The 19,542-nt window shown below is 36.3% G+C and carries 8 protein-coding genes; all 8 read left to right on the top strand.

Going from position 1 to position 19,542, the window contains the following annotated elements:
• Positions 1 to 11 precede the first annotated feature (11 nt).
• Entirely contained in the window at positions 12 to 1,397 is a 1,386-nt protein-coding gene (locus tag ACFFU9_RS11390; RefSeq protein ID WP_379861566.1) for a hypothetical protein, read from the top strand.
• Positions 1,398 to 1,579: 182 nt separating this feature from the next.
• Positions 1,580 to 3,412 (top strand): sulfatase-like hydrolase/transferase, encoded by a 1,833-nt coding sequence (locus tag ACFFU9_RS11385; RefSeq protein WP_379861565.1) that lies wholly within the window; start codon positions 1,580 to 1,582, stop codon positions 3,410 to 3,412.
• Positions 3,413 to 3,940: 528 nt separating this feature from the next.
• The gene (locus ACFFU9_RS11380) at positions 3,941 to 5,815 is read left to right on the top strand and encodes a heparinase II/III domain-containing protein (RefSeq protein WP_379861564.1); all 1,875 of its coding nucleotides are present in this window, start codon (positions 3,941 to 3,943) and stop codon (positions 5,813 to 5,815) included.
• A gap of 73 nt (positions 5,816 to 5,888) precedes the next feature.
• Positions 5,889 to 8,621: an endo-acting ulvan lysase-like protein gene (locus ACFFU9_RS11375; protein ID WP_379861563.1), complete on the top strand. Its 2,733-nt coding sequence runs from the start codon at positions 5,889 to 5,891 to the stop codon at positions 8,619 to 8,621.
• 159 nt (positions 8,622 to 8,780) lie between these two features.
• On the top strand, positions 8,781 to 10,733 hold the full coding sequence (locus ACFFU9_RS11370; RefSeq protein ID WP_379861562.1) for a hypothetical protein: 1,953 nt from the start codon (positions 8,781 to 8,783) through the stop codon (positions 10,731 to 10,733).
• Positions 10,734 to 10,740: 7 nt separating this feature from the next.
• Complete coding sequence (locus ACFFU9_RS11365; RefSeq protein WP_379861561.1) at positions 10,741 to 11,565, top strand: 3-keto-disaccharide hydrolase; 825 nt, start codon at positions 10,741 to 10,743, stop codon at positions 11,563 to 11,565.
• 279 nt (positions 11,566 to 11,844) lie between these two features.
• Entirely contained in the window at positions 11,845 to 16,005 is a 4,161-nt protein-coding gene (locus tag ACFFU9_RS11360) for a hybrid sensor histidine kinase/response regulator transcription factor (protein WP_379861560.1), read from the top strand.
• A 291-nt stretch (positions 16,006 to 16,296) separates the two neighbouring features.
• Complete coding sequence (locus ACFFU9_RS11355) at positions 16,297 to 19,503, top strand: SusC/RagA family TonB-linked outer membrane protein (protein WP_379861559.1); 3,207 nt, start codon at positions 16,297 to 16,299, stop codon at positions 19,501 to 19,503.
• The last annotated feature ends 39 nt before the right edge of the window (positions 19,504 to 19,542 follow it).

Genomic DNA, 19,542 nt, shown 5'->3' with positions numbered 1-19,542 from the left:
AATAGATACAGATGAAAAAAATAATAAGTACAGGGGTATTATTGGTTACCATACTTGCAGCACAAGCAAAAACCAATGCTCGTGACACCATTTTTATAAAATCATTAGAAAAATTAGCCGATTATGCTGGTAAAAGTAATGTTTTGGTAAAAATGAAACCTGGAGAATATACCTTTAATTCTATTAAAATTGGTCAACATAGCGTATTTAAAAGAGATAAAAACAGCAAGATATCGGGCGATTTTCATATTGGCTCATTAATTCATTTTTCAGGGCATAATAGTCGTTATTTTTTATCGGGCGTTAGTATTAATATCGATTCAAAACTCCATGAAAACTTTGGAGAAAGTGAGTTTAGTGAGGTGCTGGTAAGTGGTTCTAATAATTACATTAAAGGGCTAAAGGCTAAAGATGTAGGTGCGCATGTGCCAGCTAATAGAGTGCAAATGCTCCGTATAATGGGCGATAATAATACGATTGAAAATGCAGACTTGTTTGTTCAGGGGTCTACACCTTATGGCTACGGACATTTGCTGGGGAAAGGGAAAAACGCATTGGTGCCTCTACACAAACATTCCGTATTATTAGTGGAGGGTACCAATACAAAACTTTTAGGATGTAAGGTGGTTACACATGCGTATGGCCATGGTATATTTATGCAAGGCGCCGTAAACACGCTCTTAAAAGATTGTTATGTTGAAGGTAAAATGAGAACAACCAACGCTATGCTTGCCGAAACTTCGGGCTTAGCGTTCGATACAGGTTTTAAAAGTGATTATCCTCCAGGTAAGATTATGCCCAACGAAATTAAATCACTTTCTGAAGATGGTATTCGAACCTATCCAACGGGGGGATTAAATGGCCGAAGAACACAAGGCGTAACAGTTATTAATTGTACGGTTAAAAATATGCGTTCAGGTTTCGATTTAAGTGCGAATCTGCCACCAACAAAGGTGGTAGGATCAACCGCTCTGGGCTGTCAGGAAAAAGGATTTTCAATTGGTACAGATGGTGTTATTGAAAACTCTAAAGGCGATGCGTTATATGGGCCACTAATCACTTTTGTTGGAAAAAATATAACGAACTGTACAGTAGATTTAGAGTTAATAGGAGCTGTAAGTAACTATAAAGTTTCTCGTATGGCCGAGATTAATGGGGCTGGACATCATATAACGCTTCGTAATTATCAAGGAAAGAAGCGCAGTGTGGAAGCACCAATAGTGTTTGGTGAGTCTTTCTGGGATGACGTGCATCGTTATAGAAACCCAGAGGCCCCACACGGAACTTATGCTGGAGCAGAAAACATTAAACTATTTAATTACACAGGCATGCCGGTAAAATTAAATGACTTATCTGTTAATTGTTTAATTAATAATTTTGTTGAAGCAAATCGATAATGGTGCAAGGTGTTTGTTTGTAATGTGTTATGGTTTTTTTGCGTTTTTAATGGTGAAAAATAAAACCTATAAGAATTGTATAAAACCATTAACAGTTGTAATAGTTTAAATCATAAGAAACCTAAAAAATGCTAAAAAGACACTAATGAAAAGTATTAACAAATAATTTAAATAAGAATTTTATGAAAACATTTTTAACATTTACACTAATGTTCGTGACAATAATGCCTGCGTTTTCTCAGGATAGGCCGAATGTGATTTTTGTAATGCCTGATGATATAAGTCACAATGCTTTTTCTTACTACAAAACAAATGGCCCAAGAACCCCAAATATTGATAAACTTGCCGAAGATAGTGTGCGGTTAACAGATTTTCATGTTTCTCCAAGCTGCTCTCCTACTAGGGCGGCACTTTTAACAGGGCGACCTAGTGATGTAGTAGGCGTTTGGCACACTATTAATGGTCGGAATATGTTACGGGCAGATGAAATTACCATGGCAGATATTTTTAAGGCTAATGGTTATGCCACCGGCTTATTTTTTAAATGGCATTTAGGCGATAATTATCCGTTTCGACCAAAAGATCGTGGTTTTGAACATGTCGCATGGATTAAAGGTGGCGGTACAGGACAACAGCCAGATTATTGGGGGAATACCAATAATGAGGCGCGTATGTGGTTAAATGATAGTTTGGTGAAAATGACCGATGAAGATGATGGTATTGAAGGGGCATTTACAACAAACTTCTTTTTCAATCGGGCAATGGAATTCATGGATGAAAACCTAGAGAAGAACAAGCCTTTTTTCGCATATATACCCACGGCTACAGCTCACGCCCCACATGTTTTGCCTCCAGATGCTCGCGAGGGCGTGAGTGCTTTTAAAGGTACTGTTGAGAATCTAGATAAGAATATGGGGCGCTTAATAAAATATCTTGAAGATAGGGGTATTGCTGATAATACCATACTTGTTTTTACTACAGATAACGGCGCAAGTACCTTTTTAAGAGGCGGTAAGGGCTCGTATTATGATGGGGGTACTCGTGTCCCTTGTTTTATTAGATGGAATGCAGGAAATATTGGCGGAACAGGTAAAGGGAGAGATGTTTTGCCTCTAACGGCCCATATAGATTGGTTGCCAACTTTTATGGATCTTATAGGTTTGAAGGATGTCGCGCATAGGCCGGAAAATTTAAAAATTCGAGGAAAGAGTTTTAAGGGGTTTCTTGATAAAGACCCTATAAACGATCCTGTTGAATATAAAAACAGGGCGGTTACTATTAACGATATGTGGACAGAACTTCCTGAGAAATACAAAAAACTTTCTGTAAAAAAAGATGTTTGGGATGGAAATCACATAGTTCGCAAATGGCGATTGGTTCGTGAAAGTAGTCGTAGCGACTGGGAGTTATATGATGTGTTAAAAGACATTAAACAACAAGAGAATTTAATAGAACATAATGCGCATAAAAAGATTGTAGCAGAACTGAAACAGGAATACGAAAATTGGTGGCAGCTTGTAGAAGAACGTGCCCATGAATACCCCCGAATTATTATCGGTAGTCCAAAGGAGCCCGAAGTTACGCTTCATGCCCACGATTTTCATGGTACCGTAATTTGGAATCAAGCAAATGTAATGAAGGGTGATAAAGGTAGTGGTTTTATTGCTGTAGCATTTGAAAAAGCAGGAACCTATCATTTTGATTTGCGTCGATGGCCAAAAGAGATTGAAAAAGAAACCACATTAACGTCGGGGGTTTCTACAGTGGTTTATGATGAAACCCATACTTCTGCTGCTCTCGATATAGCCAGCGCGCGTATAAAAATATGGAATGGCGAAAAGGTGTATGTGGACGCAAAAAAGGATGCAGAACCAAATGCAGATGGGGTAAGGTTTACATTAAAAGATTTGCCAAAAGGTCCGGCGTTTATACAAACATGGTTTTATAATGCCTCAGGAGAGATGGAGGGAGCAGTTTATTATAACTATGTGCAAGCCGATACCTTTTCGAAATAATACTAAAAAAGAGCTTTTGTAAATTAGGAAAGAAAATATAAAGCAAAACGGGCGTTTTTTTTAGAGTTTGTCTTCTAAATGAGCTGTGTTATGCATCTTGATTTTTAGATCAAGTAGGGAGCTGGGTTGGTTATTTAATAATAATTCCCGAACAAATCTTTAACAGCGTCTATTAATATAACAATGAAGAAGACTTTAAGAGCAAGCATGAAGTGCGGGTTTTAATACTCGAGGTTTCAAGCCAAGTCGCGCTTGTATAAAAGCCATTTGCAATTTTATTAGATAATGAACGATAACTTATAGTATTTAAATCATAATTTATAAGGTGTGGTTGCGATAAGCTATAGTTTTATACAACTACTAAATTATAAAATATAAAAAGAGTTATTCTGTGTTAAACCAAACAAGATCACTAGGTGCTGTACATTTAATTTTTAAACGTGGTGCTTGTAATACGAACCTACGGCATGTGGCTTTAGTTTATTCACGTCTCTTAATTTTATTTGTTTAGAAAAAACAACTGAGTTTATGAATAAAACACATACATGGGTATTAAGTGCATGTTTAATGCTGGTGTTTCTTGGCGCTTCAGTAAAGGCTCAGGAACTAGAAAACCCCATGTCCGTTCAGTATCTTAAAAGTTATTTAAAAAAGCAATCCCCACGACTGGTACTTAATGATAAAATTGAGAAGAACTTAAAGCAAAAAATAAATACAAACCCGCTTATTCAAAACGTGTATGCAGCTATTAAATTGAATGCAGAACGTGTTTTTGAGAAACCTATAATTAATCTTGATATCCCTATGGAAGACCGGTCTCAGGATAATCAATTAGACATTTCTAGAGATATGCTCAATAGAATTAATATGCTGGCCATGGTTTATAGGGTAGAAAAAGACCGTAGCATCTTAAACCGAATTAATGAGGAGGTTATTGCTGCCTGTAATTTTCCGAGCTGGAACCCTAAGCACTTCTTAGATGTAAGTGAAATGGCCTTAGCGGTTTCGATAGCTTTAGATTGGACAGCCGGAGATCTGCCAGAATCTACTATAGTTTTAGCTAAAAAAGCACTTGTAGAAAAAGGATTAAAACCAAGTTGGCCAGAGAATGGTGAGCAACCGCACTGGGTTTCTAGTCATAGTAATTGGAACCAAGTCTGTCATACCGGGATGGTAGCGGCGGCTATTGTTATAGCGGAAGTGGAACCCGAATTGGCTGCTAAAACAATAAAAAGAGCTTTAAACAGTATGGTGCTTGCGCTAGATTCGTATGGGCCTGATGGGGTTTATCCTGAAGGGGCCACGTATTGGCGTTATGGAACCTCGTTTTCTGTAACTACAGCAGCAATGTTTGAAAGTGCTTTTGAGACCGATTTTGGAATGTTTAATTATCCAGGGTTTAAAGAGAGTGCTGTGTTTAGAAAATTATGTAATGCACCTTCTGGATTGTTGTATAATTATGGCGATTGTGGAGATCGTACAGATGAAAATGGTGACGTAACTTTAGCTTGGTTTGCCTCAAAAACTGGAAACAAATCGTTTTTTGAGACGGAGAAATTTATGCAAACACCAGAAGATATGAACAGCTTATCTAACTTAGCGGGTGTTTCGTTAGTGTGGATGGCACAATATGAAGAAAAAGGGGCGTTGGCACTACCAACCGAATGGAAAGGAGATGGCCCTAATCCTGTCGTGTTTTTTACAGGTGGCCCAGAGGATTCAAACAAATATTATTTCGGCGCTAAAGGTGGCAAAGGAAAGGTGGGGCATGGAAATTTAGATGCTGGGTCGTTTGTTTTTGAATTGTTTGGAGAACGTTGGAGTGTGGAGATTGGTAAGATCCATCATTATGGAGATATAGAACGAACAGGCTTCAAGTTATGGGAGTTTTGTCAGGATTGTGATCGTTGGAAATTGCTTAACAATAATAATTTCGGACACAGTACTTTATCTGTAAATAATCAACTGCATGTTGTAGATGGTAAATCAACGATTATCGATTTTAAACCTGGTGAAAGACCAGAAACAACCCTCGATATGTCACCTACTTTTAAAGGGCAATTAAAAAATGCTACGCGTAGATTTATAAAGGATAGTCCGCAATCACTTGTTATTGAAGATACGGTAGAGTTGTTGGAAGATACCGAATTGATCACTTGGCAGTTAATAACACAAGCCGATGTAACCTTGGTTAAAGGCGGCGCTATATTAAGACAAGGCGGGAAACGTGTAACCTTAGAGATACTCTCACACCCAGAGTTTACGCCTTCCGTAATGTCATTAGACCCTCCAATATTTTACTTAGATAAAAAAAAGGAAGGCTTAAAAAGATTGGAAATAAGATTCCCGTCACATCTTATTACGGATGATGAACTATTCATAAAAGTAAGCATTTCGGGTTGAATATATTAAAACGATAAGGTGTTTAACAAACAGAGATAAAATAGAATTAAAACTCAGTATTTATAAAATAAAAATGAAAGCAACCGTAACCACATTAATTGTATTGATTTTATTAGGAGGATCTATGTATGCCCAAATTCCGCTTCCTAATCATTTAGAGCAAGGATATCCTCGAATGTATATTACCCAAAAAGGTAAAAAGAATCTTCAAAAAACAATAAAAAAAGAAACTTGGGCGCAAGAGGTGCTTAAAGGAATCCATAACAAAGTAGATAACTATGTAGAACGCCATGTAGATGATAAAGAATGGATGGTCTCGCGATTGCAAATGTATTGGAAAACAAAGTCTGCCAATGTTTATGTTAATGGCATACATTACTCTCATGCCGATGGAGAAGCTCCAGTTCCTACGGTTCGCTTTGTTGGTTCTCGCGACTATACCACACCTTATGGCACACCAAAACTGGAAGATGTTTTACCTTATATGGATGATCCACGTGGTTTGTATTTACCTAATCGGAGTAAAGAAGGCCACCCTTTTGAGTGGGCCGAGATATCAAAAACAGGTCGTATAATTTATTCTATTAATGAACGGATTATAGGCTTGGCAAGAGACGCCTCATTTCTATATTGGTTAGAGAATGATAAGCGTTTTGCTGAATTTTCATATGATATATTCCATACGTATATGGAGGGAATGTCGTATCGAAGTGAGCCTGTAGATTTGCTTAATGGCCATATTCAAACCTTAGTAGGCTTCACTAATTTTCAAGTTATTCATGAAAATGTTCTTACGGATATCGCAGAGCTTTACGATTTTTTACATCAATATATTGAAGCAGCGCATCCTGAAAACATCAAGATGTATGATGCCACTATTAAAAGATGGATCGATCAAATCATTAAAAATGGTGTACCGCAAAACAACTGGAATTTACACCAAGCCAATATTATTTTGAAAGCCGCCATGGTTTTACAGGATAATAAAAACTATGAAGATAAAAAGGGCAGAGAATATTATATCGATTATATTTTAAACGTTACTTCTGCAAGACAGTGGTCGCTTAACAAGTTTTTAGACTATGGTTATGATAAAACCAATGGCGTATGGAACGAATGCCCAAGTTATTCTTTAGGGGTAACCAGTAGTCTTACCAGCTTTATTAGAGATTTTGATAATACATTTGATCATAATATTTTACCCTTTACACCTGTAATGACTAAGGCCGTAAAAATGATGCCTCAGTATTTGTTTCCTAATGATCAAACGGTGGCCTTTGGAGACTCCAATTACAGTGGTATTAGCACTCGTGCTATAGCCGATATGATACGAATTGCTCAGAAAAATGGAGATAAAGCACAAGAAAGAGAGTTTACTGGTATGTACCGCTTATTTACTGATGAGGCAGAGCGCTCAACAGGTAGCGCTAAACCTAGAGCGGAGATATCTTCTTTTTTTGAAAGTAAGCCTCTCAACCTTAATTCTAATTACAACAAAGCCAATCGGGAAGATTTTATCACCCAAACGTTTTACGCACCAAGTGTTAGTTGGCATGTGCAACGTATGGGCATTGGGAAAGACGGGATGATGTTATCTTTAAACGGATCTCTAGGTAACCACATGCATGCTAATGGTATTAATATGGAACTCTATGGAAAAGGATTTGTACAAGGAGCCGATCCTGGGAAAGGCGCTGGATATTTGCAGCCTATTTACTTAGAATATTATTCACAATTTCCAGCCCATAATACGGTTATGGTTGACGGGAAATCGTCATACACCGAAATGTTAAGTAATCATGCCTTTGATTTAATGGGGCAATATCCAAAATCTGAGCAAAAAGAAGGGTTTTATCCTAATATCACCTATTCCGATGTTTTCTTTTTGGAGCCAGAAACCCGTAGTGATCAAAGTCGATTGGCTAGTATTGTTAAAACCGGAGAAACGACAGGTTATTATGTGGATATTTTCCGTTCTAAAAAGCAACGTAAAGGCGATAAGTTTCACGATTATTTCTATCATAACTTAGGTCAGAGCATGTCTGTGAGCGATGCAAAAGGAACACCGCTAAAGCTTAGTCCGAGTGAAGAAATGGGGTTTGCTGGAGGTCATTTGTATGCCTTTGATTATATGTGGGATAAAAAATCCGTGCGCACGAATAACGACTATCAAGCAGAGTGGAAAATAGATATGCCCGAGGGAGAAGATGATGTTTTTATGAATCTATGGATGAAAGGAACGGAAGGACGTGAAGTGTTTACTGTAAAGTCACCGCCAAATAAGGCTTTCCGTGATGGAGGTGGTCTTCCGTATAATGTTTCTGAAGCTCCTTATTTAACCTTGGTTGCAAGACAGCATGGCGAGGCATGGAACCACCCCTTTGCTTCGGTTTATGAGCCCTTTACTTCTAGTGAAGGTAAAAGTATTGCCAGTATATCAAGCTTTGAAGACGAAAACGAAAGTAAAGATTTTGTAGGGCTACATATCAAACATAAGTCCGGTAGAGAAGACTTGGTTTTTTCAACGGTTAACTCTCAAATGGCAAAACATAATGAGACTTCTACAGATGCTACTTATGCATTAGTAGGTAATGAGAAAAACGGAGATCTTATTTTGTTTATGGGAAATGGAACACAACTAAAAACAAAAGATTTTGTTATATCTTCTGGTGAAAAAGGGAATGTGGTACTCGAAATAAAAGCAGGGAAATTATTTTTAAATAATGAGGTGCCGGTTAAAATTACCTACAATCAAAAGGAAAAACAATTTGAAGTAGGAGCGCTTCGCTTAATAGATTTTAAGTAAAAAATAGGTTTTCAATAAGAGTTTGGTTTGTTACCCAACAAAAAAAAATCAGGTTTAATATAGACTTGCTTTTTGGGGATTTAAAAATTATAAATACACATAGGGCTATTAGGCCATCATGCTTGAAAAGATAAATGTATAGATTAAACAATCGTAGATATGGATATTAAAAGAAGGGTTAATAGAGTAATTTCTTTAGGAGGTTTATTGTGTTTTACATTAGTATTTAGCTGTAGTACAGCCAAGGAGAAATCTTTAGATGTTGTGGAATATTTAAAGCATGCCGATGGAGAAAGCATTTACCCCTCGGCCAAACAAATAGAGATGCTTAAAGGCGTGATGCCAAAAGAAACTTATCGGGCAGCCCCCGAAATTAATAACAGAACGTATTGGGACGCTATTGCCGTTACAGCATCTGGTCAGAGTTATTTAGATAAAGCCTTGTCTTTGTTTGATAAGGAACCAGAAGTTCCTATTTCAGATAGTATATACCGTTTGGCGAATAAAGAAGGGAATAGAGGGATTTATAAGCCCAGATATTACCGAACAATGGATCGTTTGGAGCATTTTATTTTAGCAGAGTGCCTAGAGAATAACGGGCGATTTGTTCCACAGATTAACACGTACATACAGGCCATTATGGATATGAAATCGTGGTTGCATCCTAATCACGACGATAAAAATAATGGGGTTTTAGAAGGAAGAAGGGTTTCTATAGACTTGGGAGCTCGAAAGTTTGGTGGTGTTTTAGCACTGGCAGAGTCTCTTTTAGGAGCATCGCTTTCTGATACTATGCGAGCTGAGGTGAAAAAACAATTGCAATGGCGTATCACCGATTCTTATCTAAAAAGCTGTAAAGTCCGTGATGAAAACAATACGTGGATTGATGGCACTAGTAACTGGAACTCGGTATGTACAAGCGGTGCGCTGTTGGTAACATTAACCAATTCTAACAATGCAGACGAACGTTTGGCAGCAGTAGGATCGGCAATAAATAGCATGAAATATTATATAAGTGGTTTTGGAGCTGATGGCTATTGTTCTGAAGGATTAGGATATTGGGGATATGGCTTTAACCATTATTTGTATATCGCACAAATGTTATCGGACTATACCAATGCAAAAATCAATTTGTTTGATTTTAATGATCCTGAAAAATTAAGAAAAATAGGTAATTTTCCAGAGCATTTTGAAATCCAAAAGGGTACTTGTGCGCCTTTTGCCGATGGGGTGTCGCATACCAAAAGTTCTGGAAGTAATTTTGCGGCGGTATTGTCTTCTAAATACTATAATGCACAAAAGCCTTCAGAAATTAGAATGGAAGAAGCTGTAGAACAAATCATGGCCTGGGACCACCCTGAACTTTTTAGTGGGGAGGCTTCGAATTCGAACCCAGAATTGGAGAATCAGACTTATTTTGATGATTTTGGAATGGTGATTTCGAGAGGGAAACAACAGGTGCCGTTCTCTATAGCTATAAAAGCAGGACATAACCAAGAAAACCATAATCATAGCGATGTGGGCACTTATATTATAGTGTTAGATGAAGATTTGATATCGGGCGATATTGGCGCTCCATCCTATAGGGCGGGATCATTCTCTCCAAATAATAAAGCACGAAGCTCTTGGGGGCATCCCGTGCCAAGAATAAACAACAAGCTTCAATCTAATGGCAGAGCGTTTGAAGGAGTTATAACAGAAACATTATTTGAAGACACGTTAGATAAGGTAGTGATGGATATTAAGCCGGCTTACGAGGTGCCAGAATTAAAGTCTTTAACAAGAACTATGGTGAACAACAAGTCTGGAGAAGGCCTTATTCAGATCGATGATCATTTTGTTGCTTCAGAGCCTGTTTCTTTCGGTATTGCAATCATGACGTTTTCTAAATATGAAATCGTAAACTCAAGTACTATTATTTTAAAAGGTAAAACCAAACAAGTAAAAGTAGAGGTGAAAAGTACAGGAGGAGATGTGGCTATTCGTCCAGAGCCTGTTCCTGTAGAGCATTTACGAGAAGGAAAAGATGCGGTGCGCATTGGTGTAGATTTTAAAAAACCATTACAAGAAGGACAGATTACCATAATTTACACACCATTAAATAAACCTTAAATATCCAATGTGTTTAAAAAATATAAAAATAGGTACAACAACCGTGTTGTTTTTAATTTTATTGCCTTTGATGGTTTGTGCTCAAAAAAATCCAAATTCAGATAAGGGTTTTGTTAAGTTATTTAATGGTGAAAACTGGGAAGGTTGGCATCTTAAATTAAGAAATGGCAACGCCGAGATGGCTAAAAAAGTGTATGCCATAGAAGATGGCATGGTGCATGTGTTTAAAAATATGCCCGATAATTTAGATTTAAATGCGGGAAAAAACTTTACGCACGGACTCTTTTATACCAATAAAAGCTACAGTAAATACATACTTAGGTTTGATTATAAATGGGGTGGTAAAATTGCCAATAATTTTGATAAATGGCAATACGATGCAGGTTGCTATTACCATGTGTATGATGATGCAATATGGCCTAAAGGCATTGAATATCAAATTCGTTATAACCATATAACCGATAGAAACCATACGGGCGATTTTTGGGCAGCAGGGACCCATTTTAATTGGACGGCCACACCAGATGGTAAAACATTTTTATTACCAAAAGACGGTGGTAAAGAAATGGGGCAAAAAAAGAATGAACTTTACGCTTATGCCAAACCCGAATACAACGCTCTAAACGATAAATGGAACCATTGCGAAATTATTGTAATGGGAGATGCATACACCATTCATAAACTTAATGGTGTTGTCGTGAATGTGGGAACAGACCTTTCTGTTGCAGAAGGTATCATTGGGTTTCAATCTGAAACGGCAGAGATTTATTATAAAAATATAGAAATCAAGGAATTTGACAAAGTCATTCCAATAGAAAAATTTATTAAATAATATAAGAAATAAATGTTCAAGTGGGTTGGAGTTAAAAGTCGTTTTTAGTGAAGCGCCTTAAGCCAACCTAACATTTAGATAAACAATCCAAAAAACACACAACTGTTTTTAGCAGATTTATGGTAAATGAGTTTGTGGAGCCTTTAAAAATATAAACTTACTCTGGCATGAGCGCTTCTGTTTTTTTGAAAAAAAAGCTTATTTTTGAAATCCCATATTTGAGAAAGTAACATTTGAAAAGTTCAAAAGTGTTATTTTAAATTCCAGGTTCATATTTTCATGAAAATACGAAAAACGCTTTTTTTATTTTTTTTCGGGCTATTCATTAATATCGTTAATAGCCAATATTCAAATTTAAAGTTCGAACATTTAGATGCCTCAGAAGGCTTGTCCAATAATTCCTGTGTCGAAATATTTCAGGACAGCAAAGGGTTTTTATGGTTTGGCACCAATGATGGCTTAAATAGATATGATGGGTATCAATTTAAAATTTACCGTCCGTTTTTAAATAATCCAAATTCTATTAGTAACAGCCGGATCAATACGATCCAAGAAGATAGGCAACATAATTTGTGGATTGGTACAGATGATGGGTTGAATGTTTTTGATAGCAGTAGGGAAGTGTTTTTTCGAGTGCCTATATTTAAAAAGGAAAACAGTAAGGATGTTATCAATGCGCTATTGTTTGATGATCACACGAACAGTTTGTGGGTGGCCACAAATAACGGTCTGGTTAAGATATTTCTGGAGGATACTAAAGCGGTAGAAACGTATTCAAATTTAGAGATGCAACACTACCTTAATATCTATGGTAATGAGAATTCAATTTCTAATAATAATATTACTAAAATCATTCAGGATGCTAAACACCAGATTTGGTTTGTAACCAATGATGATCATTTAAATAGGTATGATAGTAAAACTAATCAGTTTGAACGGGTACTGATTAATATTCCTTCTCCCAAGAAATTCGATCATATCTCAAAATCAGTCATCATAGATAAAGATGGCGATTTTTGGATGGGGAACAACTTGTCTTATTTAATTTTTTGGGATAGAAAAACCAATACTTTCGAGTCTATTTCACCAGTAAAAAAAGATATTACTATTTTTGATATTTATCAGGACAGTAACGGTATCATCTGGATAGCAACCGATGGGTCGGGGCTTTATCTTATTAATAAAGACACTAAAAAAGCAACTCATATTGAGCATAACCCCTTAAATCCGTTTTCATTACCAAACAATCAGCCTTCAAAAATACTTGAAGACAACAAAGGTTTGTTTTGGGTTGGGTCGTATAATAAAGGTGTTAGTAAATTGGTTTTATCGAAATCGGCGTTTGGACATTATTTTTATCAACCTGGAAAAACAGATGGCCTTAGTGCTAAAATTGCCCAAGCCGTACTTGAAGATCGTAAAAAACGAATTTGGATAGGTACTGGTACAGGAGGTTTAAACCTTTTTAATGAGCAAGAAAACAAGTTTACTCATTATCGTTCAAGCCCTAACCGCATAAACACGCTTAGTTCGGATAAGATATTGAGCCTATCTGAAAGTTATGATGGAAGTATTTGGGTGGGCACTTGGGATGGTGGATTAAACAAATTTAACCCTGAAACCGAAACGTTTAAAAGATACTTACATGACGAGGACGACTCTTTTTCTCTAAGTCAGAATACGGTTTGGGCCACTGTCGAAGATTCTGAAAAAAGACTTTGGATTGGCACAACAGCAGGTTTGAACGTATATCAACCTCATTCGGATAGGTTTTCTAACTTTAAAAACAGGACAGGTTTTATTAACTCCATTCCCAGTAACTTCATTTTCTCCCTTTTTATAGATTCTAAAAACAGGTTGTTGGTAGGAACTGCTTTAGGGCTTGCGTATGTGAATTTATCCGATTTAAAAGACGAGGTGCCGCATAATCTTCAGTTTAATAAAATATTAGAAACGAGTATTGCCAATATTCGCATCAACTATATAACGGAAGATTCTCAAGGTGATTTCTGGGTAGGTACCGATTTGGGGCTGTATCAATTAAATGCAAACTTTAAATTGCTTAAAATATATTCTACTGAAAACGGATTGCCCAACAATATTGTAATTGGAATTGCCGAAGGCGATAATGGAAGGCTTTGGATTACTACAAAAAGTGGAGTGTCTGTGTTAAACCCCGTTCATAACAGTTTTATAAATTACAACACTAACGATGGTTTACAGGGAGAGGAGTTTCAAAGTAAAGCTATTGAAAAAACACAGGATGGCAGGCTTATTATGGGCGGGATTAATGGGTTTAATCTTTTTAATCCAAAACATATTTTTGCAGCCCAACATGTGGCTCAGCCAGAAATTACCACTTTAAAAATATTTAATAAAACGGTTAAGGCTGGTGATACCATTAATAATAGGGTTTTATTTGAAACAAATATTTCAGAGGTAAAAACACTAGAATTAAAGCATAACGAAGGGTTTTTAACTTTTGAATTTGTAGCATTAAACTATCAAAATCCAGAACAAACAAAATACGCTTATAAACTAGATGGTCTTGAAGAGGATTTTATAATAGCAGAAAATGATAGAAATGTAAATTATTCAAACTTATCGCCAGGCCATTACACCTTCATGGTTAAATCTACCACGCAAGCCAATTGGGACGGTTCGCAAATTGCTAAAATAAACATAAAGATAAATCCGCCCTTCTGGAAAACATGGTGGGCTTACACAGCTTATGTGCTTATAGGGATACTGTTGCTTTGGGTAATAGTATATGTATACACCAAACAGGTAAAGGAAGATCAAGAGCATGAGTTAGACCAACTGAAACTACAATTTTTTATAAATGTATCGCATGAGTTTAGAACACCATTAACACTTATATTAAATCCTGTGGATAAAATATTGTCCAACTTAGCAGATACCGATGCGGTTAAGTCGTCGGCTTTATCCATTCAACGCAGTTCTAGACGCTTATTGTATTTAATAAACCAATTACTGGATTATAGAAAAATGGATGTAGGCATGTCGCCTTTACAACTTAAAAAACATGACATTATAACGTATACGAAAGACATCTTTTTATTATTTAGCGAATTGAGTACACAAAAGAATATAACCTATACCTTCAAAACCAATTCCGAACAATTGATAGGTTTTTTTGATTATGATAAAATTGAAAAAATAGTAACAAATCTAATTAGCAATGCCCTAAAATTTACAGAACCTGGAGGTAAGATTAAAGTGTCTGTAAATAAAGTGTCAGAATATAAAAGGCAATCTCGTTTTTTCTTCAATAAAAAAGAGGAGTCTATAGACTATGTGCAAATAATTGTAAAAGATACGGGCATAGGAATGAAGAAGCAGCAAATAAAAAAAATATTTACGCGCTTTTATAATGTAGATGTCAATAAAACAGGAACAGGAATTGGTCTAGATTTTACAAAAGCCCTAGTGGAAATGCATGGGGGAGAAATTTATGCTGAAAGTGTGTATAAAAAGGGAAGCGAATTTGTTGTAAAACTACCTTTAATACAAAAAGGAGAACTTACAGAGGTGTCACATGTTAAAGATGAGTTTTTAATTAATACGATAAAATCTTTAGAGTATGATATGCTTACAACAAGTGATGCAACAACAGAAAGTAGCCCTACGGAAAAAACAGGATTGAAAACCGTATTGTTGGTTGAAGACAATAAAGAGCTGCGAACCCATTTAAAGACTCATTTAAGTCCGCTGTATAAAGTAAAAGAAGCTGCTAATGGAAAAGAGGGCTTAAAAATGGTGAAAAAGCACTTTCCAGATATCGTTGTTAGTGATATTATGATGCCTAAAATGGATGGTTTTGAATTATGTAGACTTTTAAAATCCGATTTAGATACCTCGCACATTCCTATAATCCTCTTAACGGCTCGAACTTTAGATGAAGACAAAATTGAAGGATTTCAAATTGGTGCCGATGAATATTTGTCAAAACCATTTAGTTTAAACATACTAACGGTACGAATTAAAAACTTACTGCAAGCTAAAAAAACATTACAAGAAAAGTTTTCTAAACTTACGGCTTTAATGCCTTCGGATGCCCTTACCACAAATACTTTAGATGAGGTGTTTTTGGAGAAAGCTACAAAAATTGTATTGGAAAATATCGAAGATTTAGATTTTTCGCTAGAAGACATGTATGAGAAAATGGGTATAGGGCGCTCACAATTTTTTAGAAAAATACAATCCCTTACAGGAGATAACCCTACTAGTTTTATTAGAACTATTCGTTTAAAATATGCTTCTCAGTTATTGTTAAAAAACGAATATGCCATAAAAGAAATTGCTTATATGTCTGGATTTAACTCGCCCACATATTTTAGTAAATCGTTTAAAAAGCAATTTAACCAGACCCCTAAGGCGTTTATTGCCGAACACTTGAAAGTGCAGCAACCAGATTAATACAAATTAGTTTCTGTGTTTTGTTAACCTGGCACTTGCCCATCTGCATTATATTTTACACATAAAAATAGTTTTTATTCTTGTAATTGCTAAAGAGCTAACCATGCTCTAGGCCTTGTATTTACTGTGATTGTTCTTAAATGGGCTATAAGGTCTATTAAAGGAGCTATAAGTTTGATTTTATAAACAAGACTCTTTTTAATATTGCTACTGTTAAATAATGTTAAAAACAGATGGTCAATTTTTAGTCTGCAAATAACATTAAAGCGAACTAACTAAAACTTAACTTTTATGAGAAAAAAGAAATGTTGGAGTCTCTGTTTTTTAGATAGAGTAAAACAATTAAAACCAATTTTTTTAACGCCTTTATTATTATGCTTAATTTCAGTAAACGGATACGCTAATAATAATGTTGAAGAGGAAGTTCAAGAACTTGTTGTTACAGGAGTTGTAACTTCAGAAGAGGACGGGATGCCAATAGTGGGAGTTAATGTGATATTAAAAGACTCCAATACCGGCGCCATTACAGATTTTGATGGTCATTATAGCATTAAGGTGCCTTCTGGTAAATCGGTATTGATTTTTAGTTCTTTAGGATTTGTAAAAACACAAGTTGTTGTAGGAGGACAATCCACAATTAACGTAGCCTTAAAGGCCGATGTTAGTCAGTTAGACGAGGTTGTTGTAATTGGGTATGGTACAGCAAAAAAAGAGACTTTAACAGGCTCGATAGAGCAAATAAAATCAGATAAATTCGAAGATTTGGCTGTAACCAATCCTGCACTATCGCTTCAAGGAGCGTCGCCTGGTTTGGTAGTAACACGAAACTCCTCAAGACCAGGAAGCGAAGGATTGGGTATGCAAATTAGAGGAACAAGTTCTGTAAATGGAATTGCGCCTTTAATTGTTATTGATGGTGTGCCTGTTTTGAGTAATAATTCCTTTTACGATATGAATCCAGATGATATTGAAGCTATAAGCATCCTTAAAGGAGGTTCGGCATCTATTTATGGTTCTCGAGCTGCTGGTGGGGTTATTTTGGTAACTACAAAAAAAGGAAAAGGAAAAACAAAAGTTGTAGCAAGTACCGTGTTTAGATTGGGTACAGTAGGTATTAGGCCACCAACACCAACCATGCAGCAGTATGCTAATATATTTTTAGAAGCCTCCTCTCAAGATTCCAATCCGGATTATTTTTTCTGGAATAAATCTGCACTCGAGAAAATGGCTTCTGGATATGAGGGGATTTATGAGTTAGGAGGGCGTTTAGGAAACATCCATTTAAGCAATGCTAATATTTTCGATCAAATGTATGGAGATGCTTATTCAAACCAACACAACTTAAGTGTTTCTGGAGGAACAGATAAAAGTAATTATCGCGTGGGGTTAAGCTATGATCAAAATGTTGGAGGACTAAAAACAGCTTATGACGGCACTGAAAAGTATAATTTTCTAGTAAATTATGGGTATGATATTAGTGAAAAATTAAGTTTTAACACGAACATATCTTATTTCTTTAAAGATTTTTCTGGCCCGTCGGGCGGATTAAATGCCAACTCGATTACTTATGATGCACCTTTGTTTGCCGCACAAAACCCTTACGGCCAGTGGTATGGTAATTTTGGTGTAGTAGGGGGCGGCAAAAATGCCATTGCAAACTCTGCAGAAGGTGGTCGCGTTAATGATGAAAGGGAACAACTTAAAATTGCATTGTCTGCGGATTATAAAATTACAGACGATTTAAGTTTTTCTGGAAGTTTTGCCTATGCTAGAGACTATCAAAATTATCAAAAGTATGTGTTAAATGTAAAAACTTACGGTTGGTTTGGAACGCCAGCCAACAGTTCTATAAACCCTACGCCTTATATATTTGAAGAAATGAATATGGGCACTTACAAAAATTTTAAAGGGGCCTTTAATTATAGTAAAAGTTTAAGAGACCACAATGTCTCTGGGCTACTTGCAGCTGAAGGGGAACTTAAAACAAGTAAGCATTTAGATGGAAGACGGAATGGTTTTGAGGATTATGGTGTTTACGATTTAAATCTGGGAAGTACAGATTTGATAGTAACCAATAACGGCGGTGCTGGAACATGGGGCTTTTTCGGGTATATAGGGCGCTTAAATTACGATTATAAAGGAACCTATTTATTAGAATTACAAGGACGACGCGATGGAGCTTCTCGATTTGCCGATGGTTATAAATGGTCTAATTATGGTTCTATATCTGGTGGTTGGGTTGTTTCCAACGAAAAATTCTTGAGAGATAGTAATATTATATCGTTTCTAAAAGTAAGAGGGGGGTATGGTGAATTAGGAAGTACTTCTGGCATTAACACATTCTCCTATTTGTCGGGTGTGAGTTTTGGAGACACCGTTTTTGGATCTACCGCGGGTCTGCAAAATACAGCAAAAGCAGATGGGCTAACTAGTACAACAACAACGTGGGAGCGTATCGTTACCTCAGAGTTTGGTGTAGATTTTAAGTTGTTTAATAACAAAATGTTTGGTTCTGTAGATTTTTACAAAAAAGATAATATAGGAATGCTAATCCGTGGCGTTTATCCATCGGTTGTTGGAGCCTCTGCGCCTTACACAAATATTGGTAATTTAGAAACTGCTGGATGGGAGGCCGTGCTTGGTTGGAAAGATACCGTGGGAGATTTTAGTTATAGTATTTCTGCAAACATGAGTGATACAAAAAATATAATCACAAAGTATGAAGGCGGACAAACCATTGTTGCAGGACTTAATGATGCCGGTAATGGTGAAATTCTACAACATTACCCTATTAATTCGTACTTTATGTATGAGACCAATGGTTTTTTTGAAAATCAAGCAGCTGTAGATTCTTATTACGCAACGTACACTGGTGGAGGCTCAAACGGTTTGGTGCCTTCTCAATTATCTTCAACCGTTAGTTTAAGGCCTGGAGATTCCCGTATTGTTGATACCAATGGTGATAAGGTTATAAACTCTGAAGATCTTGTGTATAAGGGAGATGCATCTCCTCATTATGTTTACGGGCTAAACTTAAATGCCCAATATAAAAATTTCGACATATCAGCATTTTTTCAAGGTGTGTTAGATCAAAACATACTAAGAACAGGTTATTTTGCTTATCCTTTTGGTGCTGTATATCAAAATCAATCTACAGCGTTTATGGGAAAAACCTGGTCTGAATCTCAACCCAATTCTCAATACCCTAGAACCAGTACCAATGCCACGCGTACGGCGTGGAACTTTGCTAACAAAGATTTTATGTTGCAAAATAACAGATACTTGCGCTTAAAAACGTTAGTGTTAGGGTATAACATCAAAGCATTAAAAATTGCAAATACAGAAATAGATAATTTAAGAATTTACTTTTCTGGAAATGATTTATTTGAGTTTACAAGTTTAGATGATGGCTACGACCCAGAAGCTAGTGCCAATTCAAATTCAAGTTCTTATCCTTTTATGCGAACATGGGCTTTAGGTGTAAAATTATCCATTTAGAAGAATAGCGCCATTCAATAAAATTTAAAAGATAGACAA

The organism is Mariniflexile ostreae (assembly GCF_042427585.1).
In the GTDB taxonomy this organism is placed as follows: Bacteria; Bacteroidota; Bacteroidia; order Flavobacteriales; family Flavobacteriaceae; genus Pseudalgibacter; species Pseudalgibacter ostreae.
This window is presented reverse-complemented; position numbering and strand designations above follow the sequence as displayed.

What these genes read in the sequence shown, in the direction of transcription:
- ACFFU9_RS11355 (WP_379861559.1), top strand. Translation starts at nt 16,297, where the DNA reads ATGAGAAAAAAGAAATGTTGGAGTCTCTGTTTTTTAGATAGAGTAAAA.
- ACFFU9_RS11375 (WP_379861563.1), top strand. Translation starts at nt 5,889, where the DNA reads ATGAAAGCAACCGTAACCACATTAATTGTATTGATTTTATTAGGAGGA.
- ACFFU9_RS11365 (WP_379861561.1), top strand. Translation starts at nt 10,741, where the DNA reads ATGTGTTTAAAAAATATAAAAATAGGTACAACAACCGTGTTGTTTTTA.
- ACFFU9_RS11385 (WP_379861565.1), top strand. Translation starts at nt 1,580, where the DNA reads ATGAAAACATTTTTAACATTTACACTAATGTTCGTGACAATAATGCCT.
- ACFFU9_RS11360 (WP_379861560.1), top strand. Translation starts at nt 11,845, where the DNA reads ATGAAAATACGAAAAACGCTTTTTTTATTTTTTTTCGGGCTATTCATT.
- ACFFU9_RS11380 (WP_379861564.1), top strand. Translation starts at nt 3,941, where the DNA reads ATGAATAAAACACATACATGGGTATTAAGTGCATGTTTAATGCTGGTG.
- ACFFU9_RS11370 (WP_379861562.1), top strand. Translation starts at nt 8,781, where the DNA reads ATGGATATTAAAAGAAGGGTTAATAGAGTAATTTCTTTAGGAGGTTTA.
- ACFFU9_RS11390 (WP_379861566.1), top strand. Translation starts at nt 12, where the DNA reads ATGAAAAAAATAATAAGTACAGGGGTATTATTGGTTACCATACTTGCA.